This window comes from Mycoplasmopsis sturni DSM 22021, from assembly GCF_000701485.1.
GTDB classification, from domain to species: domain Bacteria; phylum Bacillota_I; class Bacilli_A; order Mycoplasmatales; family Metamycoplasmataceae; genus Mycoplasmopsis; species Mycoplasmopsis sturni.
Genome location: NZ_JNIZ01000003.1, coordinates 138,226 through 161,356, shown reverse-complemented (window position 1 = coordinate 161,356; position 23,131 = coordinate 138,226). Strand labels below are relative to the sequence as shown.

Sequence of the window (23,131 nt, the reverse complement as noted above, 5' to 3'; positions counted from 1 at the left end):
TAACTAAATTATTCAAAAAAACGGAAAGGATATCTTATGGTTTCAGTAAAAAGCAGAACAGTTTTAGTTTTATTATCATTGTTCTTAGGTTTCTTAGCGGTTGATAGATTTTACGCCGGAAGAATCGGATTAGGGCTTCTTAAACTTTTCTTGGGTTTTGGAGTTTGATGAATTATTGATTTAATTTTGGCAATTTGCGGGTTACAAAAAGATAGTTCAGGATTATTAATTCACGAATGATAAAAAAGAAAAAAACAACCATCTGGTTGTTTTTTTAGTCAAAAAGTTTAATTTGGTTGCTTTCGCTTAGATGACTTAAAACTTTTAAATTTTCTAAAACACCATAAAGAGTTGAACTAACTCCGCTTCTTTTCTTAAAGTCTTCACGTGAAATAAACTCTTTTTCTTCTCTAGCGTTAACAATTTTTCAAGCAACAGCTTCCCCTAAACCCTTAATAATTGTAAAAGGCGGAATTAAAGAATTGCTTTGAGGATCAACGGTTCATTCGTTGGCTTTTGATTTTTCGATAGAAATATTTTGGATGTTAAAGCCGCGTGCATATAACTCTCGAACACTTTCAAGAGTATCTAGTAAATTATTATCAGTTACACTGAGTTTTTGTTGTTCTTTTAAATCCTTCATTTTTTTATTAACTTTAATTGCACCTTGATCATTAATGATAACCTCAGGATCAAATTCTTCTACTCTGGTAGTAAAGTAAGTTGCGTAGTATTCAAGGGGATAATAAAGTTTAAATCAAGCTATTCTTCAAGCCATAAGAACATAAGCAGTAGCGTGAGCTTTAGGGAACATGTACTTAATTTTTTGCAGCGAATCAATATATCATTCAGGAATATTATGTGATTTAAGAAGATCGACTTCTTCATCAATTAAACCTTTACCTTTTCTCACTTTTTCCATAATTTTAAATGAGTTGAGTGAATCTACCCCTTTATTAATTAAATAAACCATAATGTCATCACGACAAGAAATAACATCTTTAATTGTAAGTCCTTGTTTTGAAATTAATGTTTGGGCGTTATTTGTTCATACGTCTGTTCCGTGAGAAAGACCTGATAGCGAAATTAAATCTGCGAAACTTTCAGGTTGCGCTTCTTTGAGCATTCTTCGAACAAAGTTAGTACCAAATTCAGGAATTCCAATGGCTCCAGTAGCCTCTCCACCAATTTGATCAGGAGTAATTCCAAGCGCTTTAGTGCTTCTAAATAACGACATTACTTTAGGATCTTTTTTAGGTATATCTGTGCGAACATTTACGCCTGTTAGTCTTTCAAGCATTCTAATGGCGGTAGGGTCTACGTGTCCTAAAATATCTAATTTAAGCACATTATCATGGATTGCATGGAAATCAAAGTGGGTCGTTTTTCAATCTAATGTAGTATCATCAGCGGGGTAGTTAATTGGGGTAAAATCTTCTACAGTAAACTCTTTAGGAATGATGATAATTCCACCGGGATGTTGTCCTGTTGTTCTTTTGACACCAACAATTTTGGTTGCCAAATAATCAATAAAATTAGGTGAATATCCAAAATTATTTTCTTCTTCAGCTTTTTTGATATATCCATAAGCTGTTTTATCTTTTATTGTTGAAATTGTACCGGCTCTAAAGGTATGTGTCTCTCCGAAAAGTCTTTTGATTTCATTATGAATTTCTCCTTGGTATTCACCTGAGAAGTTAAGATCAATATCAGGAACTTTGTCAGCGTTGAATCCTAAGAAAGTTTCAAAAGGAATTGTATGACCATCCTTATCCATTGTTATTTGGCATTTAGGGCACAATTTGTCATCAAGGTCATAACCTGAAGTTATTTCTGGGTTATTAGCCAATTCAAAATACTTGCATTGCGGGCAAACATAATGCGGCTCTAAGGGATTCACCTCTGTGATTCCTGACATTGTAGCTACTAAAGAAGAACCCACACTACCACGACTTCCTACTAGATAACCATTATCATTACTCTTTTTAACTAATTTATGAGAAATTCAATAAACAACGTCAAATCCATAATCAATAATAGGGGTAATTTCTTTTTTGATTCTTTCTTGAATAATATCCGGAAGGTTTGGACCATATTTTTCAATAGCAGTTTTATAGACTAATTCAGGTAATTTTTTAGGAGAATCATCAAATTTAGGTGTATATAAATCTTTCTTAATAACTTCTATATTATCTTCAATTAAGTTAGCGATTAAATGAGTATTTTTAATAACTACATTCTCAATTAGGTCTCAATCACCTAAGAAATTAAACTCTTCTAGCATTTCTTGAGTTGTTAAAAAATGTAAATCAGGAATAATTACATTCTTTTTATAACGGTATAAAAAGTGTGATGTATTTCCGATTCCTTTTGAATACACTAAACATTTAAAAAAGATTTTTTCTTCTGGCGATTCATATCGAGCATCAGAAACGGCAACGGGAATTTTGCCAAAAGCAATAGCGTCCTTAATTAATTTACGAAGAATATTTTGTACTTGTTCTAGGGTAAAACCATCATTTTCAACATAATTTAAAAGAGCTTTAGGGTGTGGGATTTCTATATAGTCAAAGTATTTAATTAGATTGTGTTGTTTTTGTTCTGATGAAAATAAGTAAGCATCAATTAATGGGCTTCTAACTCCGCCAGAGCCAATTAAAATATTTGATGATTTGGGTAAATCCGAATAAAAGAGTTTAGGACCTTTGAAAAATCTTTCTGTTAAGGTAAATGATGTTAATTCAAATAATTCTTTTAACCCTGCTTGGTTTTTTGCTAAAACGGTAATTTGGTTAGCAAATTGTCTTTCATAATAATTATCTTTCATTAACTTTGACAATTGGTCAAAATCATTTATTCCTTCTTCGCTTAATTTTTTTATCGTAACAGCTCAAGCTTCAGCAAGTACTTTTGCATCATAATCAGCACGGTGAGCTGCTTCAGGTTCATAGTGAACTCCATTGTATGCGGCAAAATCACCTAAACTATGAGTACGATTTTTTCAAAATACAAGACGTGAAATTGCTAAAGAATCCATTCAAATTGTATTGGGTTTTTCTATTCCGAAATCTTTAAGTTTTTGTAAGACAAAATGCATATCAAAGTTTGCGTTGTGTGCGATAGCAATTCTATTATTTAGTATTTCCCGAATTTTTTTATGTCCTTCTAATTGTTCTAAACCTTCATCTTCTAACATCTTATCAGTAATTGAGGTCAATTGAGTAGTAAAGGGAGAAAGCTTTTCTGTACTTTTAATAAAGAATTGGATTTCTTCGATGATTTCATTGTTTTTAATAATTGCACAACCGAATTCAATGATTTCTCCAATTGATGGACTTAAATTAGTAGTTTCAATATCAAAAGAAACATATTCTTGATCTTTAATAATTAAATTATTAAATTCATTAAGAAAAACTTTATTTGAGCTTTCAATAACACTAAAAGCAGCTCCGTAAATGGGTTTGATTTTATTCTTTTTAGCTGATGCACTAAAATCAGGAAAACCTTGTACTGAGTTAGCATCAGTTAATGCAACAGCACTGTGGCCAAAGTTAGCTGCAATTTTAGGAATTGATGAGGCATCAATGATTCCGTCCATTGTGTTCATTTTGCTTTTTACACTCAATTCAATTCTTTTGTTTTGTGCTTCATCAACGCGCTTACTTACTGGTGATTCTATTTTGATTATATTTACGGCTTTAATAACGTTTTTCATTTTGTCATAAGAGCGATCTAATTTACCTTCAATTAAAACGTAGTCATTAACATGAAAAATTTGATCATCGCTTAATTTTTCGCGAGTAAAATGAGTAATTTCAATGGCATCTTGATAATCAGCTATTCAATATTTATAGATGCAATAATCTTTGCGATCAATTAAATCAGTACGAAAAATAACTCCAGAAACCGAAACGGGGTAGTTTGCTTCATATTCTTCCAATTTTGTTATTTCTTTTATATACATTTTTTTGTAACCAAGGTTTTTTTGGGAAGTTTTTCATTTTGAAGAACGAATTTTTGAATTAAAGTTATCGTCAAATGTATTTGATTTTTCTAAGTTAAGTTCAAAAAAGTGCGAAGGTTTACTTTCTTTTTTTTCTTGGTTAATTTCTTGAATTAAATATTGTATTGAAATTTGAGAAATTCCAAATTCACTGAATTTTGAATTTAAATAAATCATTAATCTATCAAGATATTCTTTATTGTTGTTTCCTGAAACATGCAAAATTCATCGTTTTTTGTTTTCGTCAAAGTACAAGTTATGTTCCGAAGATAATATTTTTGCAAATTCATTATATTCTTCTGAATTTTCGGCGAAAAAGCTAGCAAAATCTCTAACTTGACTTTGATTAAGTTCTTCTAATTCGAATGTAAAATCAGGTTTGATTTGGAATTTATTAACATTAGATAATTTTTGTTTCAAAATAAGAAAATCGCTAATGTTTGGTAATTCTTTAAAAAGAAATTTCATTTCAATGGTATTAGAAAAATCTATTTGTTGACATGATGTACAAATAGTGTTTTGTAAAGAAGATAATTCCCCTAAATCTATCGCTAATGCAATTTCTTCAAAGGCTTGGTCTTTATAAAAATTGTTTTTATCCATATTTACTCCTATTTACCTTCATGAAATAAAAAAAGCAGAAAAGCTGCTTCTATTGCTTTGCTTTATAAATATAAAATAATTATAAAACACTTTAAAATAAATTAACTTGGAACAAGCGATATTAAAGAGAAAAATAAGAAAACAAACATAAGACTATCAAGTCGATCCAAGATCCCCCCATGTCCTGCTAAAATGTTTGAAAAATCTTTAATTTCGCATCATCTTTTAATGCCTGAAAAACTTAAATCACCAAAAGTAGAAATAATTGGAATTAGAATAATAAATAAAATAAGCGTGGATTTAAGGCCATAAGTATTTTGGTTATTATTGGTAAAAATAATCGTATATCAGTCGTTATTGTTGTTATCGCTATTTTGGGAAATATAGTGAGCTGTTATGATTAATAGAATAAGTCCAAAAATAGTAAATACAACTGAACCTATTAATCCTTCTCATGTTTTTTTAGGACTAATAGTTGGTGCGAGTTTAGCTTTAATAAATTTATTTCCAAATAAGATTCCGCTTACAAAGCCAAAGGTATCAGATAAGAAAGCCCCCATAAATAAAATAATTAAGAAAGATAAACCGGCAGGAGTTGCTAAAAGAAGTACGAAAGTTTTGATAAACACATTAATAAGTAAAAAAACAAAGTATAAAACAACCATTTTCATTAAGAAATTTTTATACGAAAGATCTTTTACTGTTCAAATTCTTCCTAATGCAGCAACTAAAATTAAAATAAGAGGGAAAAGATAAACTAATCAATCTTGAAATAGGTTATAAGAAAAAACCGATTGCAAACTAGGATAAGAAGATAATTCTAATGATTGAGAATGAGTAATAAATTCAAAAAAGTTCTTACCACCTAAAAGAGAAATTGTGCCAAAAACTGCTAAGATAACCGATAATCACCACTTCTCTAAAAATGCTTTTGATATTTCAAAGAAAGCACCAAAACCAACAATAAGAAAAAGAAAGACTGAAAGTGCTCTAAAAACAACCCATTGAATATTTTCTGAATCAAAACCTTGGTAATTGTAAGTTCAAAAACCAAGTCGAGTAATACTTATTCATCCTGTTAAAAAGAGAATAATTCCAATAGCGGGTAATATCCTTGATATTAGTAATTCTTTATTAAATATTTTTTTCATAATTACTTTCTAAAAAGATTATTTTCTTTCTTGTGTTGATAAAGTTTAACAATTCTCTCTAATTCATTAATGTATGGTTGATCATCAAAATGTTTTACTTCTTGTGCATTAACTCAAAGGATAACTAGATAAAGAACTAATATTTTTTGTTGTCATAAGTATTCATCTCAATAGGTATCATATTTTTCTAAAAAAATTTGTTCTTGTTCCTCATTTAAACGATTACTTAAAATAAAATATGCTAAATCAAAGTGTTTATCTCCCATTGTTGCATATTCTCAATCAATAATTCATAGTTTATTATTTTTATCTAACAAAATATTTTCTTTAAATAGGTCGTTATGTAATGGTCTATTATTTTCGCTATGAGACAAAATGTTATTGATTCTCTTGAAATACTTATTAAGAACCTCTATCTTCAATCCTTTTTGGTTGATTATTTTTCTATATTCTTTTACTCTAGAGGCGATATTAGTTTTGGGAAAAGGGAGTTTTGAGTCATGCACAATTTTGATTTTGTCAGCCATTTGTTCTAATAACTCTGAATTTCATTCAAACTCAATGTTTTCTATTCACTGAAATTTTAAGCTATCTTCATTGTTCTCGACTAATTTTGGCACAAAATCAAATTCTTCAAGCAAGCTATAGTCTATTTTATGATTAAACTTGTTGTGTTTTTTGTTTTGTACAAATAAATTATTATCACGAAAAGATTCATTAGTAAAACCAATTTTAATTTTATCCATTTAAGCTCCTTGTATTTTAAGGTTTAAGTAAATTTATATGGGAATTTTTCCATATTAAAAAGAACTTAAGCAAAAAATATTATAATTAATATATATTATATTTAAAATATTCATTTAATTAAAACTATTAAACTAAGATTAGAATTGAAAGGAATATATATGAAAATTTTAGTTGTCGGAGCAAATCACGCGGGTACATCTTTTTTAAGAACATTACAAACAATTAACCCTGAACATCAAGTAGTTGCTTATGATAGAAATAGCAATACATCATTTTTAGGTTGTGGTATTGCCCTTTGAGTGGGAGGGGAATTTGAGAGCTCAGAAGGACTATTTTACTCTTCACCTGCTATTCTTAAAGATGATTATAAAGTTGATCTTAAAACAGAACACGAAGTAATCAAAATTAATAGAGAGAAAAAAGAAGTTCTTGTAAAAGACCTTCAAACAGGAAAAGAGTTTGTTGACACTTATGATAAATTAGTTTTTGCTGGTGGAACGTGACCTATTGAAGTTCCTCTTCCAGGTAGAAATCTTAAAAATGTTATGGTGTCAAAATTATTCCAACATGCTGAAGAAATTTTAGAAGTAGCAAACAACAAAAAAATTAAAAATGTTGTTGTTGTTGGTGCAGGTTATATTGGAATTGAAATTGTTGAAGCTTTCCACTTAAAAGGTAAAAAAGTTACTCTAATTGATACTCAAGATAGAGTAATTGGAAATTATTTTGATTCTGAATTTACCGATGCAATGGAAAAAAGAATGAAAGAAGAAGGGATCCAATTACAAATGGGTGAATTGGTGACTGAATTCAAATCAAAAGATGGTGAACATGTTTCTAGTGTTGTAACAAACAAAGGTGAATATAAAGCCGATCTTGTTATTTTAGCTATTGGATTTAAACCTAGAACAGACGCTCTTGAAGGAGTTGCTAAATTACCAAATGGGGCAATTGAAGTTGATGAATTCCAACGTTCAATTAGTGACCAAGATATTTATGCAATTGGAGACTCCGCAGCTATGATGAATGTTGCTCTTGGTCAAAGAACACACACAGCCCTTGCTACAAATGCAGTTAAAACTGGTCTTGTTGCCGCTTTACATATTGCAGGTGTAAATGTTCCTTTCCCAGGAGTTGTTGGAACAAATGCAATCAATGTATTTAATTGTCATTATTCATCAACAGGAATTACTAAAAAAGTAGCTGAAAGATTTGGTCTTACAGATGTTGCTGAAGAATATTGAATTGATAATGATCGTCCAGAATTTATGCGTGAATATGATAAAGTTGCATGTAAAATTACATACGATAAAAAAACTATGAGACTTCTTGGTGCACAAATTGGTTCATGAGGAAAATTTATTCACACAGAAGTAATTTACATGTTTGCATTAGCTATTCAAAGAAAAATGACTCTTCCAGAAATTGCTTTAACTGACGTTTATTTTTTACCTCACTTTAATAAACCATTTAATTTCTTCTTAATGCCACAACTTAATGCACTAGGCATTAAATACAAAAAATAAGTTTAAATAAACCCGTTTAAAACGGGTTTTTGTTTTTATTTTCAAATTTCCTAGTAAAATTTAATTAATTTATTAAGGAGATAAAATGAGTTTAAAAGCAGGGATTGTAGGATTACCAAATGTTGGAAAAAGTACATTATTCAGTGCCTTAACTAAAAAGCAAGTTGAAGCATCTAACTATGCTTTCACTACAATTGAACCCAATATTTCAACAGTTTCGTTAAAAGATGAAAGACTTGATCGCCTTGCTGAAATTGTAAAACCAAATAAAATTATTCATGCTACTTTTGATTTTGTCGATATTGCCGGATTAGTTCAAGGAGCTTCAAAAGGAGAGGGTTTAGGTAATAAATTTTTGGCTAACATTCGTGAAGTTGATGCAATTATTCATGTTATTCGTTGTTTTGAGGATAAAAACATAATGCATGTTGCCGATTATGTAGATCCAGTTCGCGATAAAGAAATTATTAACTATGAATTAATGTTGGCTGATCTTGAAACAATTAATAATGTTTTAAATAGAGTCGCAAAAAAAGCCAAAAGTGGTGATAAGGATTCTTTAATTGAACAAGGTGCAGCACAAAAAATTAAAAAAGCTCTTGAATCAGAAGTGCCAGCTCGTAATGTTGAATTATCAGAAGAAGAATTGCAATATATAAAAGGGTATCACCTTTTAACACTTAAGCCAATAATTTATGTAGCTAATTTAAGTAATGATCAAATAATGGATTATCAAAACGTTCCTTTATTTAATGCTTTAAAAAACTCTTTAGATTCTCAAGATAAGATTTTACCTATTTCGGTTCAATTAGAAAGCGAACTTATCGGCTTAGAAAACGAGAATGAAAAAGAAGAGTTGCTTCAAATGTATGGAATTGAAAAAAGTGGACTTGATATTCTTACTCGTGAAGCTTTTGATCTTTTATCACTTGAAACTTATTTCACAGCCGGAGTTGTTGAGGTGAGAGCTTGAGTTTACCACAAGGGATGAAACGCTCCTAGATGTGCTGGAGTAATTCATTCAGATTTTGAGAAAAAATTCATTAAAGCAGAAGTAATTTCTTATTCAGATTTTGTTGAATTTAACGGTGAATTAGGGGCAAGAAACGCAGGTAAATTACGTTTAGAAGGTAAGAATTACATTATGCAAGACGGTGATATTTGTCACTTTAAATTCGGAAAATAATCCGAATTATGGGAGTTTAGTATAATGGCAATGCAACAGTCTCCAAAACTGAGAATAAGGGTTCGATTCCTTTAACTCCCGCCAGAATGCAGAGATGCATTTTTATTTTGCATTTTTAGTATAATAAAAATACTCAAAGGAGCAAAATGACATTGCCTAAACATAAAAAAGTAACATGAGCAGAATTATTTTTTGATCTTGTTTATGTATATATTTTTTCTCAGATTTCGCATATTATTCATAGTAGTGCGGATATGCAGGACCCAGTCAAATTAATGGTCGTATTTACTGCTTTTGTTTCGGTAATTTCGGTTTGAACAAATCAAACGGTTTTTACTAATTTATATGGAAGGCCGACTATTAAAGCAATGCTTGCTCACATTATAATTATGCCAATGCTTTTGGTTTATATTAAAAGTATTACCTACCACTTTGAACAAGAATACCAAAAAATAACCGTCTTTTTAGGGTTTATTTTCTTAATTCAACTCTTACAATATGTTTATGTTAAAATTAAGCTAAAAATTTTATTCAAAACTAGTAGATTTTTGAAAAAATTTATTGTTGCACATATGATTTTAATTTCAATCTTATGGTTTAATGCTGCTTCACCATTTTTGGCTAGTTATATCACTATTTTAGTAGTACTAACTATTGGCGCACTAACTTGAACATTGTTGATTTTTGATAAGCGGTTCAAGCTAAACACTGAGCATATTACTGAAAGATTTGGGTTAATTGTCATTATTTCCTTTGGAGAGGCCATCATTTTGCTAGCTCAAACAGAAAACGGGTTTGATTTAGCTAAATTTGACTGATATTGACTTTTAATTTTTATAAACATCGCCTCATTATTTATATTTTATGTTTCACAAACTGATTTTTCTCTTAACAAAGAAACATATGAACGCAAACAAATTTTTATTATTTATCTAAATTTCATGGTTCTATTAGGAGTTCAATTTCTTTATATTACAAGGCATTTTATTCCTTTTTATAACAGTGAGAATTTGGCGTACCAAATCGGGAATAATAACCTTTATTACAATCTATTAATGTCGATAGCATTGGCCCTTTTTTACTTAGGCTCAATGCTGCACTCACTTGTTATTGCAACGAAAATACCTTACAATCGTCGTTGAATTGTTCCTACAATTATTAGTATTTCATACTTATTAGCGGTTGTTTTAGGATTTACCTTAAGAGATATTTATAAGTCCCCAATTATTTGATCATCACTAACTTCAATATCAACGCTCTTTTTAATGTTATACGGGGTCTTTATTGGTGGTTATTTCAAAAAAGCGTGGCAAAATTGGAAAGCACTTGTTGAATATTATCAACACAAACATGACTAAGAATTTTTATCTAAACTGGTAAAGTTTCATTAGTATTGTCCGTTTTTAGCTAGATGTGCGGTTAAATATAATATAATATAAGTGTAAGCTCTTATAATTATCGGAGGTTTTATATGTACAAATATAAAGCAAAATTAGTAGCCAATGGCGAAATCATAGCACAAGAAAATTCGCTAGATGATTTAAATGCCGCAATCAAACGTTTTAGAAGAGGACAAAAACATGGTCTTCACACAAAGGCTAATGAAAATATCGAAATTATACACGTCCAAAGGGACGGATTACACGGAAAAGAATTTTCAAAAGAAGAAATTATTAAAATTGTGTAATGCTTACCGAAAATTGTTCTAAATAAGCAAAAACAACGGATTTCCGTTGTTTTTTAAATCTTTGTTTTGAATTTGGTTATAATTAAAAATATGAGATTAAGAAATGACCCAACAGCAGTTAATAAACTTGCTAATTCTGAGTTTGTAATTAAAAATTTTCCTATTAAATTAGAGCAAACCAATGTTTTAGAAATTGGAGCCGGTAAAGGAGAAATGATTACACAATTAGCTTTACATAATCCTGAAATTAAATACTTTGCCTTAGAAAAATATCCTACAGTAGCCAATAAGATCCTAACCAAAATTAATGAATTAAAACTTACTAATCTTTTTATTGTTAGTGAAGATGCAGCTAAAATTACGGAACTTTTTGAGGGGAAAGTTGATCAAATTTGATTAACATTTTCGGATCCGTGACCAAAAAATGCTCATGCAAAAAGACGCTTAACATATAAAAGTTTTTTAGCTTTATATGAAAAAATTTTAAGCGAAAAAGGAATTTTAAGGTTTAAAACTGATAATGATAAATTATTTGATTTTTCACTTGAATCGCTTGCTGAAAACAATTGAGAAATTCTTGGTTTTACAAGAGATTTACATGCTTCAAAATATAATGAAGGTAATTTTCAAACAGGATACGAGAAAAAATGAAGTTCACAAGGCAAAAACATTAATTATCTAGAAGCAAGACCCAAAAGATAAAAAAACAAGGCTCATTGTCCTTGTTTTTTATGCAATCATAAATCATGTATGTCAAATATCTGGTAAGTAAGTTGCGATACTTGGGTAATAGTTATTAATTACAAAGAAAGCACCCAACGCAATAAAAAAGACAGTTAAAATTAAATCTCTTATTCCAAATGAAAGATGGCGATATTTAGTTCTTTTTTTGTAAGGATCATATCCCCGAGTTTGCATCGCATCACTTAAGTCATCAGCTTTAGCAAATGAAGAAACAAAAAGGGGAATAATTAATGTTGTAAATGAAGTAACTTTATCTTTAATAGTTCCGTTTTTGAAGTCTACACCACGAGCACTTTGGGCTTTCATGATTCTTTGTGATTCATCAAGTAAAGTCGGGATAAAACGCAAAGCAATAGAAATAATCATGGCAATGATTTGGGTAGGAACAAAGAATAGTTTTAATGGGAACATTAAATCTTCAATAGCTTTAGTTAGCAAGATTGGGCGAGTAGTATTAGTTAATAATGAAGTTGCTAAAACCATCATGTAAATTCTAACAAACAAAGCCAATGATTTATTTACATGGAACAAGCTAATGGTCAATTTAAGACCTTCATAATCAGGTTTAAATTTAAGATATCAAATGTAATTTGCTGAATGTACAGAATTTTTGAAAATAGTTAATATTTTGTCAAATTCTTCGCTATTATCAATTACTTTGGAATCAATTAAGTTTTGAGCATTAAACGCTTGAAATGATTCTGGTAATGAAATGGATCTACCTAATTCCTTGGTGATTAATCCATTTGCACCAACGTAATGTTGGTCATGAATAAATTGTCCATATTGAGATAATAAAATATCTTCTCCGCTAATTGTGAATATGTTAACTATTAAAATAATAATAGCTACAAACAAAGGGAATTTGATCATTTTAATTAATGGATAAAATCTTTTAACGGTAATTAGATAAGCAATAAGTAAAGGAACCAAAAGAATAAACATTTCTAATAAAGAACGGTTCATAAAAGCAAAAACAACAAAAAACACTACCAAAAGAATTTTTAAACGTGGATCAATTTTATATAAGAAACTCTCGCCAGGAATATAACGCCCAAAAACACTTTTCATTATTTTCCTCCTTGCATTTGATTTAAAAATGCAATTAACTCTTGGTTAGAAGTGACCCTAGGCACATCAATTCCTCTTGCTCTGAGCTTGTTAACAAAATCGAGTAATTTAGGTGGTTGTAGCTCGTTTGCTCTTAAGAATTCAATATCATTTAAAACATCATAAGGATTTCCGTCTCTAACTATAGTTCCTTCTTTAAAAACAACAACTCTTTGAGCTCTTTCCAAAACATGATCAAGTTCATGAGTTACATTAATGATAGTCTTTCCTTTTTTATTCAGTTCTGTTAGAATATCTAGAATTTCTACAACTCCAACAGGATCTAAACCAGCGGTAGGTTCATCTACGATTAAAACATCAGGTTCTAAAGCCAAAATACCAGCAAGCGCAACACGACGTTTTTGTCCTCCTGATAAATCAAATGGACTACGTTTTAGAAATTCTTCATTTAAACCTACCATTTTAATATACTTGTGTGCACGATCTTTAGCTACATCTAGTGAAACACCAAAAGCAAGAGGTGCAAAAATAATATCATCCATAATAGTTTGTTTAAATAATTGATATTCGGCAAATTGAAAGACAACCCCAATTTTTTTTCGAATTTCTTTAGCGTATTTAAATTTATAATTTTTCTTTAATTTTTTATGTGATTTAAGTTTACATCATGAACCTAATAAACATTTATATGGCTTTAGAATTGGTAATGATCTTTCTATTGATTCTATATTTTGTTTTTTAGTTTTAGGATCAAAAATTTCTTTAGTATAAATTCAGCTAATTTGTCCATCTGTAGGTAATAATAAACCATTTAAATGCTGGATAAAAGTAGTTTTACCACTTCCTGTTTGTCCTATAATTCCAAGATATTCCCCTTGTTGAATTTCTATATTAACATTATCCAATGCCTTAAATTCTCAAGGAGTTTTAGGCGAGAAAATTTGCTTTAAGTTTTTTATTTTAATTTGCATAATTCTTCAATTAACTCCTCTTCGTTATAAGTGGGCTTTATATTATTGACTGCAGATGAAATTTTATAAATAAAAGGAGAATCAATTTTTGCAATATCAATGATTTTTTGATTGTTCAAAATATCCATTGGTTTTCCACTAGCAATTAGTTTTCCCCCAGAAAAGACAAGACATTTATCAGCAAGAATAGCTTCATCCATGTCATGGGTAATTGAAATCAAAGTTTTGGTTCTAGATTCACGAATCTTGTGGATAATGCTTAAAATTTGCGATTTTCCTTTAGGGTCTAACATTGATGTAACCTCGTCAAAAATAATTACTTCAGGATCTAGAGCTAGTACAGAAGCAATTGCTACTCTTTGTTTTTGTCCACCAGAAAGATTTTCCGGCTCACGTTCTAAGTGTTTTTCCATACCAACTTGTTTGGCAAAGAATTTAACTTTTTCATTCATTTCTTGTCGTGAAATCATTTTGTTTTCTAAACCAAATGCTATATCATCCTCAACTGAAGAACCAATAAATTGGTTTTCAGGATTTTGGAAAATAATTCCAACTTTATGACGTACTTTGTTGAGATTTTCTCGTGAGTAGATAATCCCATCAATATCTACTTGCCCTGAATTAGGTTTAATTAATGCTGAAAGAACTTTTGATAAAGTACTTTTACCAGATCCGTTATGCCCTAAAATAGCAACATATTCACCAGATTTAATTTCAAAAGAAACATCAGAAAGAGCAGGTTTAACATCACTTTCACGATATTTAAAAGTTACATTTGTTAGCTTAATCATATTTTAATTTTATCATATAAAAAAATTCCAATTTTAAATAAAATAATGCGAAAAATCGCATTATTAGTTCATTTTAGAGTGCAAAATTTTGGAAATGGGTTTATATTTAATTCTGTGTATTTTTGTGACACCAAATTTTGAAAGAGCTTCCTGGTGAAATTTAGTTCCATAACCTTTGTGTTTTTGAAAACCATATTCGGGAAATTCTACTGCAAGGTTTGTCATCAATTTATCTCTATATACTTTGGCTACAATGCTAGCTGCTGCAATATTGTATGATATTTGGTCGCCTTTTACTAAGTTAATTTGAGGATATTCGGTTTGTATTTTTTCAAAATCCGTTAGAACTATTTGAGGTTTATTTTTGAAATTTTGAACACAATTAGACATAGCATTTTGAGATTCTTTTTTAGGGTTTGAATTATTCAAAGTATCAACATCTACTTGGTAAATTTGGACTTCTATTGCTTCTTCAATAATTTTTTTGTATAAATCTTCTCTTTGAGAAGGGGTTAGTTTTTTAGAATCATTAATGTCTTTATTTTTTATATTCATGTCCATAATAACACAAGCTGCAACAAGTGGGCCCGCTCATGCTCCACGACCTGCTTCATCGCAGCCGGCCACTAATTTATAATCTTTTAAATTTTCGGTTTCATATTTCAACATAATAGAATTATAGAATTTAAAAGATAATTAAAAAAGAAGAAAATTCTAATGGGTGAATTTATGGGGGCAAATAATAATATGGACAAATACTGTGAATATGTTTGTATTGTTACTTGAGAATCAAGAAATAATAATTCTTTAAATTTGTTTTATACAATTTATTGGTATTTTAAAATGCCAATAGCGCTGTTTACTTATCATATCCAAAGAATAGAATATAAAAGAATACTATTAAAATCTTTTTATTTATTGTTGTTTTTGTCAATAGGATTTATTGAATATTTAATATTTTTTTAATTTTTAAAAGTATTTAGTTGCTAAGTAATAAAACTATGCTGCTTGGGAAAATATAGTCAAGGTGGCTAATAATAATTGATTTTTATATTATTTGAATTTCTTATTTTTTAATTACCACTAGAGTCTCAATGTGGTGAGTATGAGGAAACATATCAAAAGGTTGAATACTTTCAATTTTAAATCCCATAGATAAAAAATGCTTTAAATCACGTGTTAAAGTTCTAGGATCACAGGAAAGATAATAAATATCTTCAATTTGTTGTTTGCCGATTCAATTAATAATTTTTTGATCTAAACCTGCTCTAGGCGGGTCTAAAATAATTGAAGCTGATTGCTGGAGTTTTAATTTCTCAATGACATCTTCAACTTTTCCGGCATAGTATTTTGTTGCCTTGATTTTATTCTTTTCTGCGTTAGTTTTAGCTAATTCAATTGATTTTTTATTAATTTCTACCCCAATTTTACTGTTATGAACTCCAAGAATTTGCGAAAAAACTCCAACACCACAAAAAGCATCAATTAAAGGTTTTGAAGTATTAATTACACTATTAAGGTGATTAATAATTTGTTCAAACATTTCGGTGTTAACTTGGAAAAAGTTTTCAGGATCAACTAAAAAGTTTTTATCATTGAGCTGCATACTAAAGTTTGTTGATTGAAAAATTAGCCTATAGTCTTTTTTTAGTTGTCAAATTTGGACAATGTTTTGGTTAATAAGCTTTTGAATTAACTTTTTGGGTAAATCAAAATCATTATGAATCTGAAAAACAACTTGAATTTGATTTAGTTTATTAATACGAGCGATGATTTCCTTAAAGAAAAATAGTTTCTCTTTTTTACCGTTATAAAACTCATTAATTATATTAATTATCTTTTCAATAGAATGATATAGTCTTTCATTAATGATGCTTTGATTTTTATTATTAACAATCTTTCTGCTTTTAAATAGATATTCTCCCATTGATAATTTATTGTTTTGTATAAAAAGGGGAATTTTAACTTTGTTACGATAATGTAAGTTATTTTTGTTATAAATGATTGGATGAATTATTTGAGGTTTAATTGGCAAATTAAAACTAAAAAGATTCTGTAAATAATTATTTTTAAACTCAAGTTGTTTTTGATATTCTCAATTTAAAAAGCATGCCGAGTTAGTGTAATCCAAATTGATACGATCTTTAGAGATTTCTAAAAGTTTAACTGTTTTTGCGTATCCGTATTTACTATGAATGTGGGTAATTTCAACAATAGCTACCTCATTAGGTAATAAATTAGGAACAAAAAAACGTTTTTCATTTATTAAAACAATTCCAAGGCCTTCAAAACTAATGTTATGGCATTCTACTTGGTGTTTATCACCTATTTTTAATTGTGACATATGTATAATAAATTGATTCTCCCGTGTCTTTTATCTTTAAAAACTCTTAAGGTATTAGGGATAATTATTTCTCTTGGCATGTCTGTTTCAATAATAATTTCACCATCTTCACTAAGTAAATTTTTGGATGCAATAATTTCAAGAGCTTGATTCACCAAATTAAATTCTTTAAAAGGAGCGTCAATAAAAATAAAATCAAAACTCAAAGTATTACTTTCTAAATAAGAAATAGCATCCATATTTAAAGCTTGAATTTGGCTTGTTTTTAGACTTTCAATGTTTTGTAATAAGACCTTAAAAACTTGGCGATTATTATCCAGTGCCACCACTTTTTTAGCCCCTCGAGATTCAGCCTCCACACTTCAAGCCCCGCTTCCTGCAAAAAGATCTAAACAAGAAGCACCTTCAAGCTTGAATTGCAAACTTGAAAAAACTGCTTCACGAACTTTTTCGGTAGTAGGACGTGTAAATTTAGAATCTGGTTCTTGTATTTTTTTTCCTTTATAAATTCCTGAAATAATTCTTAACATATTAAATTTCTCCTCAAAAAAACGCCTAAGAAGGCGTTATTTTATTGCTTTCATACCTAAATCAAGAAGTTTAACACCTTCTGGACCATATAAAATTGATACCAATTCATAACCTAGCGCCATTGATGCATCTGCACACTTAGCTGTTACAAAATGTTTAGAGTCTTTACTATTTGTTACGTAATTATCATTACGTTTTTTTGAAAAGTAAACTTTAGCTCAATCACTAGGGAAAGAAGAATAAGAAGTATTTTCATCAAGTATTTGAGATTCTCTTAAAACATTAGGCGCATCGCAAATTGCCCCGACTATTCCGTTGAATTTTTTGATTATTTCGAGAGATTTCTTATTTTCACGCAAGGATTGAGCCCCTTTTCCTCCGGGGATAAAGATAAGTATGTATTGACTTAGATCTTCAATTTGATTTTTAATATCTAAGACATTAGCTATTTTGTACTGTCCTGTGGCTTTTTTTAATGACGGATGAAAGTAGTCAATAACGATATCGGGATTAGCTTTCACCAAACAAGATAAGGTTGTAGTTAGTTCGATATCATTAAAATTATCCTCAATTATTACTAAAATTTTATGTTTCATTATTTTTTAACCTTAATAATTCCTTTTCAAATTAAGAAAATAATTAGTGCAAATGGAAGTAAGATAGTTAGAATAAAAGTAACAATAAAAGTATTTCTTCAGATTTTATTAAGGTTACGCGCGCTTTTTTCTGCATCGCCGGTAACTTTTGCATTATCAACTTGAATAAACAACATTGCATCTTGAATTCTTTTTTTGTCATATAACTTAATAAAAATAAATAATATCGTAATTAAAAGAAGAATAACTACGCCAGATATTAACAAAATAGTTGTACTCCCAAAAGCTCTATTCATTGATTCAAGTACCCTATAATGAATTTTAAATTCAAACAAACTTCCTTCTGGAGTTTCGATGACAATTTCTTTTAACATTGCTAAACCAAAAATAATAGCTAAAAAGATTCCGCCATAAGTGATGATAAAGGTAAAAATTCAATTTTGTGAGACATTTTTTCTTATTAAAGATTTGTACAAATCAGCAAAAGTTGTGCTTGCTGCAATGTCACCTAATTCGAAACTTTCACGATATCTTTTTTCTACTTTTTTTCAACCAAAAATCTTTATTAGGTTCTTACCGAAGAAATAAAAAGATATTAAGAATAGACACGAAAGTAAAATTCAGTATCCAATTCCATATTCTGGTCCTTGTTTTCAAGTGTTTAGAACCCCATTTAAAACTAAGCCAATGATGATAAATAAAAGAATAAAGCTTCAAAAAATTACACTAGCATTGCGAACGTTTTTTTCTTTTCTAATAATGGTATATGTTTCATCTGATAACACTCTTTTGGGATCTGAGTGTTTAGAACTTAAATTTTCAGAGGGCTGAACGATATCTTTTAAATTGTTTGTAGTTTGAATTTCTACTGTGGTATCTGATGTTTTTGGCTTGAACATATTTCTCCTATTCAATCAAAGACTTATTTATTTTATGATTCGTTAAAGTTGAATTTAGCGGCAACTTCTTCAAATAACGCATAAAATAAAGGACCACTGAAATTTTCATACTTTTCGTTAGTTGATATTTTCTCATTTAATTGTTGGTCCAAAATATTACCAACCACCTCTGATAATTCTTTAACTGTGTCTTTTTTAAGAGACTCAAAAGTTTCTAATCATACCTGTGCTTTTTCATTGATGTCATCTTTATTGATTTTTTCGACATAACTTTTAATTTCTTTTTTTAAGTATTCTTGTTTTTGTTCATTATTATATTGAGAATACAATGGATTTCTTTCTTGTACATATTTTTCAAAATCTTTAAATTCATCTATTACGGGCTTGAGTGCTTCATTTGTTTTTTCTTTCATTTTAGGAGTTTGTATGAATTTAATTAAAGATTCTTTAATATTTGGTTCTTTTAAATAATCACCAATTGTATCAACAAGTTCTTTAAATGATTCTTGGTCTTCAAGACTCAATTCATTTCAATCTTTTTCAAATAATTCTTCGATTTTTTCTTTTCCAATATCAATTGTTTTAAATAGTTTGTCTATACTTGAAACTACTGAAGTTGGATTAATGCCCTTAAATCCAGTCATCAATTGAATACTAAAATTTGTAAAACTATCATTATTTTGTTTTTTAGTATTAAAAGCAGCATTTGTAGCAGCAATCATAGGCGTACCTAGTGCAACTGCTGCTATAGATCAAAAGATTTTTCTCAGTCATCTAAATTTTAATTTTTTGCCTTTTTCATTGCTCTTTTTAAATCTAAAAATAGCTATAGTTGTTCAAATAATAAAGTAAATAATACTTAAACCCAAATAGGTAATGATTGAAATATAAATAGCTAAATAAGGAATTAAGCCAGTAAAACTTTTTAGATTTTCGTTTTCTTCGAAATTTTTTTGCATTACAACAACAGCAATTAAAGCCGCAATTGAAGAAACAATCATAATGATTGTTTTACCAATTAAGTATGGCCATTTATATAAAAACCCTGTTAAAACCAACGAAAATACCATAAAAATAAGAAAAATAATTAAAATTGTGGTAAATCCGCCATTTTTGTGTAACCTAGCAATACTTTCTAGGATATTTTGCATATTTTGCCCTTTCGTGAATAAAATAGTTAAATTAAAATTGTGTTTTTATTAGGTTTTTTTCAAGGTTGTTTTTTATTGATGCGATCAATAAATAATTTACCTTGTAAGTGATCAAGTTCGTGTTGGAAGATAATTGCCAAATATCCACTAACTTCGTAGTTATAGAATTGGCGATGATTGTAACTATAAGCACGAACAACAATTTTATTGCTTCTAGGAACATATCCTTCTTGATCGGGTCATTCTTCAGAAACAGAAAGACAACCTTCACCGTTGCTTAGAGCTACAAGTTGATTGCTTTTTGTAATAATTTGTGGATTAAATAAAACATCTTTAAAAATAGGATTTCCTTTATCATCCGGTAAATAAACATAAAAAACATTTTTTAAGATTCCATATTGAACCGCAGCTACACCTACACCGGCACGGAACTGACTGCCTTCTTTTTGGGAATCGTCAATGTGATAAATCATTTTTTCGGCAAGTTCAATATCTTCAGGAATCAAAGGAATTGGAACATCCATTGATCTTTTTCTTAAAACTTCATTTGGTAATTCGACAATTTTTACATCATATTTTTTCATACTAATCAATTATAAAAGAAAAATAATTCTTTTTGGTTTTTGATTTAGAGAAATAAGTGTTCTTTTTGGTATTCACAAAATATACAGGAAATTATCTTTGTAAAAGATAAATTAAAATAATATCAATCTTTAGATTCAATGCATAAAAAAATCAAATGCCACTGAGGCATTTGATTATCTGAATTTATTCAAAAATTTACTTAATCAACTTTTTGATTTAATTTTGAGAAAAACAAATAAATAGGTTCTTTTAATTCTTGCGTTAGTATATCTTCTGCTAGTACATGCATCGATAAAAGATTGGTAATTAGGTTGGTTAATTTGTTTTTTAAAAAGATTTTCCATTCCTTCGGATATCATTTGATATTTAGCTAATTTATGAGCAGGAGTTTTAGAGATCTGTTTTTGAAATTTAGAATAAGTATTTTCAATTCTTTTGTTGCTAAATTCGTCTTTTTTAATAGGTGTAAATTGACTGATGTCTTGATTTTGAGCATGTAATTGACGGATATAAGTAGCACTAGCAAATTGATTGGATGTCTTAGTATCGCGAAAACCAATGGTGCGCTCAAGAGAAACAGGAATAATCTTTAAGTTTTCATTTACAATAGTTTTAACGTATTCAAGTCCTAAAATATCATTAGGCATGTTGATATCTTGTTGACTTAATTCTTGCAAAGCTAAATTTGTTGCTCTTGGAAAACTTAGGCCTTTTTGTTTAAGGTATTTTTTAACTAGGACATTATATTGCTCTTTATTATTTTTAAGTAATTGAGCAATGGTGATAAATAAATTTACATCATTAGTTTCGCTTCCAAATACTAAATAATCTATCTTAGCTTTTGCGAGTTTTAAAACGCTTTCTCGAGCAAAAATATGCGCCGCTTGTGCTGAAATATCCACATTGAGTTTGATAAATTTACTTACACCATATCTTTTTGCGTATTTAACACGAGTTTTTCAAGGGACAGAGATAAATTCGCCTCTTTGTGAATATTTATGCGACATAGCCACAATAATTTGTGAATTGGGGAATTGCTTCTTGATTCAATTTAATTGATAAATATGTCCATTGTGAAAAGGATTATATTCAACAACAATTCCAACTCTAACTGATTTGTTTGTAATCATAAAAGTTAAGAAAAAATTAGCATTGCTAATTTTTACATTCTAATATTTCCTGCGGTTCTTGGGAATGGAATAACATCTCTAATGTTTTCAATTCCTGTTACATACATAACAAGACGTTCAAATCCAACTCCAAATCCAGCAGAACCTAAATCCCCGAATCTACGTAAGTCAATGTATCATTGAAGATCTTCTTGATCAATTCCAAGTTCTTTAATTCGAGCAGAGAGTTTTTCAACGCTACTTTCTCTTTGACTTCCACCGACTAATTCACCAACACCAGGAACTAGTAAGTCAAATGAAGCAACGGTTTTGTTATCTTCATTTAAAGTCATGTAGAAAGCTTTAAAGTCTTTAGGGAAGTTAATTACAGCCACAGGAGCTTTGTAAATTACTTCAGTTAAGTATTTTTCGTGTTCAGTTGCCAAATCAAGTCCAAATTTGATATCTTGGTTTTCAAATAAATGTTTTACTTCGGCAAGCTGTTTAATTGCATCTTGGTAATCTACAATTTGAAGTGGTGTTTCAATAAAGTGTTCTAATCTTTCAATTAGTTGATTATCTACAGTGTCATTTAAAAATTTTATTTCTTCTCTGCGTTTAAATAAAGTGTTCCTAATTACGACTTTTAGCATATCATCAGCAAGCTTAATCGCGTCTTTTAAGTCATAAAAAGCAACTTCAGGCTCAATCATTCAAAATTCAGCTAAGTGACGTTTAGTGTTTGATTTTTCTGCTCTAAAAGTAGGTGCAAAAGTATAAATTTTATTCATTCCTAAAGCAGCAGCTTCACCTTGTAATTGTCCTGTTACCCCTAAGGTTGCTTTTTTACCTTTTCCGAAGAATGGTTCTTCTGAGTGATCATTTACAAGAAAAGTTTCCCCGGCTCCTTCACCGTCATTGCTTGTGATAATTGGTGAATTCATGTAGTAAAATTCACGTTCATTGAAGTAACGGTGAACTTCAAAAGCAAGTGTTGAACGGACCAAGAAAATAGCACGGTTAATTTTAGTTCTTTGTCTTAAGTGTGGCAATTCCCTAAGAGTTTCAAGCTTCATTTCTTGATTTTGAATAGGATAATCTTCGTCAACATTTCTTGAATCTAGTAATTCAACAGCTTGCATTTCAATTGGCTGTTGAGCTTCAGGGGTGTATTTTAAGATACCTTTAACAACAATTGCTGATCCAGGTCTTAAGCTATCTAAAAGATCAAAATCAAATTGCTCTCCTTTAAAGACAACTTGTAAATTTAAAATTGAGCTACCGTCATTTACAGTAATAAAACGAACTTTTTTATTTCCTCTATTTGATACAACTCAACCTTTTAATAAATGCTCATAGTTGTTGTGGAATTGAGGTTTTTCATATAGTTTTTTAATTGAGTAGGAATGTTTCATAAAACTCCTTTAATATAATAT

21 protein-coding genes and 1 tRNA gene are annotated in these 23,131 nt (G+C 29.4%); 7 read left to right on the top strand and 15 right to left on the bottom strand.

What is annotated here, in order from left to right; genetic code table 4:
- The first annotated feature begins 36 nt into the window (after positions 1 to 36).
- Entirely contained in the window at positions 37 to 243 is a 207-nt protein-coding gene (locus Q349_RS00785) for an NINE protein (RefSeq protein WP_036463857.1), read from the top strand.
- A 31-nt stretch (positions 244 to 274) separates the two neighbouring features.
- Here the strand turns inward: Q349_RS00785 and Q349_RS00780 are convergent, their stop codons facing one another.
- The 3 genes from Q349_RS00780 to Q349_RS00770 form a co-directional block, all read right to left on the bottom strand.
- On the bottom strand, positions 275 to 4,606 hold the full coding sequence (locus Q349_RS00780; RefSeq protein WP_036463855.1) for a PolC-type DNA polymerase III: 4,332 nt from the start codon (positions 4,604 to 4,606) through the stop codon (positions 275 to 277).
- A 101-nt stretch (positions 4,607 to 4,707) separates the two neighbouring features.
- On the bottom strand, positions 4,708 to 5,757 hold the full coding sequence (locus tag Q349_RS03420) for a phosphatidate cytidylyltransferase (RefSeq protein ID WP_051616718.1): 1,050 nt from the start codon (positions 5,755 to 5,757) through the stop codon (positions 4,708 to 4,710).
- A gap of 2 nt (positions 5,758 to 5,759) precedes the next feature.
- Entirely contained in the window at positions 5,760 to 6,503 is a 744-nt protein-coding gene (locus Q349_RS00770; protein ID WP_036463853.1) for a phosphotransferase, read from the bottom strand.
- A 159-nt stretch (positions 6,504 to 6,662) separates the two neighbouring features.
- On the opposite strand from Q349_RS00770, the gene Q349_RS00765 reads away from it, so the two are divergent.
- From Q349_RS00765 to trmB, 6 genes are all read left to right on the top strand, one after another.
- A complete protein-coding gene (locus tag Q349_RS00765) occupies positions 6,663 to 8,030 on the top strand; it encodes an FAD-dependent oxidoreductase (protein WP_036463850.1) in 1,368 nt (455 codons plus the stop codon).
- An 85-nt stretch (positions 8,031 to 8,115) separates the two neighbouring features.
- A complete protein-coding gene (gene ychF / locus Q349_RS00760; RefSeq protein ID WP_036463847.1) occupies positions 8,116 to 9,216 on the top strand; it encodes a redox-regulated ATPase YchF in 1,101 nt (366 codons plus the stop codon).
- A gap of 10 nt (positions 9,217 to 9,226) precedes the next feature.
- Positions 9,227 to 9,300, top strand: a tRNA-Trp gene (locus Q349_RS00755).
- Between the two features lie 62 nt (positions 9,301 to 9,362).
- Complete coding sequence (locus Q349_RS00750) at positions 9,363 to 10,574, top strand: low temperature requirement protein A (protein ID WP_036463844.1); 1,212 nt, start codon at positions 9,363 to 9,365, stop codon at positions 10,572 to 10,574.
- A 113-nt stretch (positions 10,575 to 10,687) separates the two neighbouring features.
- Positions 10,688 to 10,903 carry an MAG6790 family protein gene (locus Q349_RS00745; protein ID WP_036463841.1) on the top strand — a complete coding sequence of 72 codons (216 nt, stop codon included), beginning with the start codon at positions 10,688 to 10,690 and terminating at the stop codon, positions 10,901 to 10,903.
- 90 nt (positions 10,904 to 10,993) lie between these two features.
- Positions 10,994 to 11,605, top strand: a complete 612-nt coding sequence (gene trmB, locus Q349_RS00740) for a tRNA (guanosine(46)-N7)-methyltransferase TrmB (RefSeq protein WP_036463839.1) — start codon at positions 10,994 to 10,996, stop codon at positions 11,603 to 11,605.
- Positions 11,606 to 11,632: 27 nt separating this feature from the next.
- On the opposite strand, the gene Q349_RS00735 is transcribed toward trmB, so the two are convergent.
- From Q349_RS00735 to asnS, 12 genes are all read right to left on the bottom strand, one after another.
- Positions 11,633 to 12,718 (bottom strand): energy-coupling factor transporter transmembrane component T family protein, encoded by a 1,086-nt coding sequence (locus tag Q349_RS00735; RefSeq protein WP_036463836.1) that lies wholly within the window; start codon positions 12,716 to 12,718, stop codon positions 11,633 to 11,635.
- Positions 12,718 to 13,689, bottom strand: a complete 972-nt coding sequence (locus Q349_RS00730; RefSeq protein WP_036463833.1) for an energy-coupling factor transporter ATPase — start codon at positions 13,687 to 13,689, stop codon at positions 12,718 to 12,720. The genes Q349_RS00735 and Q349_RS00730 overlap by 1 nt, the downstream gene beginning before the upstream one ends.
- A complete protein-coding gene (locus Q349_RS00725; protein WP_036463829.1) occupies positions 13,674 to 14,480 on the bottom strand; it encodes an energy-coupling factor transporter ATPase in 807 nt (268 codons plus the stop codon). The genes Q349_RS00730 and Q349_RS00725 overlap by 16 nt, the downstream gene beginning before the upstream one ends.
- 63 nt (positions 14,481 to 14,543) lie before the next feature.
- The gene (locus Q349_RS00720) at positions 14,544 to 15,149 is read right to left on the bottom strand and encodes a ribonuclease HII (protein WP_036463826.1); all 606 of its coding nucleotides are present in this window, start codon (positions 15,147 to 15,149) and stop codon (positions 14,544 to 14,546) included.
- A gap of 397 nt (positions 15,150 to 15,546) precedes the next feature.
- The gene (gene rlmD / locus Q349_RS00715) at positions 15,547 to 16,824 is read right to left on the bottom strand and encodes a 23S rRNA (uracil(1939)-C(5))-methyltransferase RlmD (RefSeq protein ID WP_036463822.1); all 1,278 of its coding nucleotides are present in this window, start codon (positions 16,822 to 16,824) and stop codon (positions 15,547 to 15,549) included.
- Positions 16,812 to 17,354, bottom strand: coding sequence for a 16S rRNA (guanine(966)-N(2))-methyltransferase RsmD (gene rsmD / locus Q349_RS00710; protein WP_036463821.1), 543 nt, complete (start codon positions 17,352 to 17,354; stop codon positions 16,812 to 16,814). Before rsmD ends, rlmD begins: the two co-directional genes overlap by 13 nt.
- Before the next feature lie 36 nt (positions 17,355 to 17,390).
- Positions 17,391 to 17,951 carry a DJ-1/PfpI family protein gene (locus Q349_RS00705; protein WP_036463819.1) on the bottom strand — a complete coding sequence of 187 codons (561 nt, stop codon included), beginning with the start codon at positions 17,949 to 17,951 and terminating at the stop codon, positions 17,391 to 17,393.
- Positions 17,951 to 18,850 carry an MSC_0882 family membrane protein gene (locus Q349_RS00700; protein ID WP_036463817.1) on the bottom strand — a complete coding sequence of 300 codons (900 nt, stop codon included), beginning with the start codon at positions 18,848 to 18,850 and terminating at the stop codon, positions 17,951 to 17,953. Before Q349_RS00700 ends, Q349_RS00705 begins: the two co-directional genes overlap by 1 nt.
- A gap of 32 nt (positions 18,851 to 18,882) precedes the next feature.
- Positions 18,883 to 20,001 (bottom strand): cation diffusion facilitator family transporter, encoded by a 1,119-nt coding sequence (locus Q349_RS00695; RefSeq protein ID WP_036463815.1) that lies wholly within the window; start codon positions 19,999 to 20,001, stop codon positions 18,883 to 18,885.
- 26 nt (positions 20,002 to 20,027) lie between these two features.
- Entirely contained in the window at positions 20,028 to 20,585 is a 558-nt protein-coding gene (gene def, locus Q349_RS00690) for a peptide deformylase (RefSeq protein ID WP_036463811.1), read from the bottom strand.
- Between the two features lie 174 nt (positions 20,586 to 20,759).
- On the bottom strand, positions 20,760 to 21,716 hold the full coding sequence (locus Q349_RS00685) for a nucleotidyltransferase (protein WP_051616716.1): 957 nt from the start codon (positions 21,714 to 21,716) through the stop codon (positions 20,760 to 20,762).
- 32 nt (positions 21,717 to 21,748) lie between these two features.
- Positions 21,749 to 23,110 carry an asparagine--tRNA ligase gene (asnS, locus tag Q349_RS00680; RefSeq protein WP_036463808.1) on the bottom strand — a complete coding sequence of 454 codons (1,362 nt, stop codon included), beginning with the start codon at positions 23,108 to 23,110 and terminating at the stop codon, positions 21,749 to 21,751.
- Between the last annotated feature and the right edge of the window lie 21 nt (positions 23,111 to 23,131).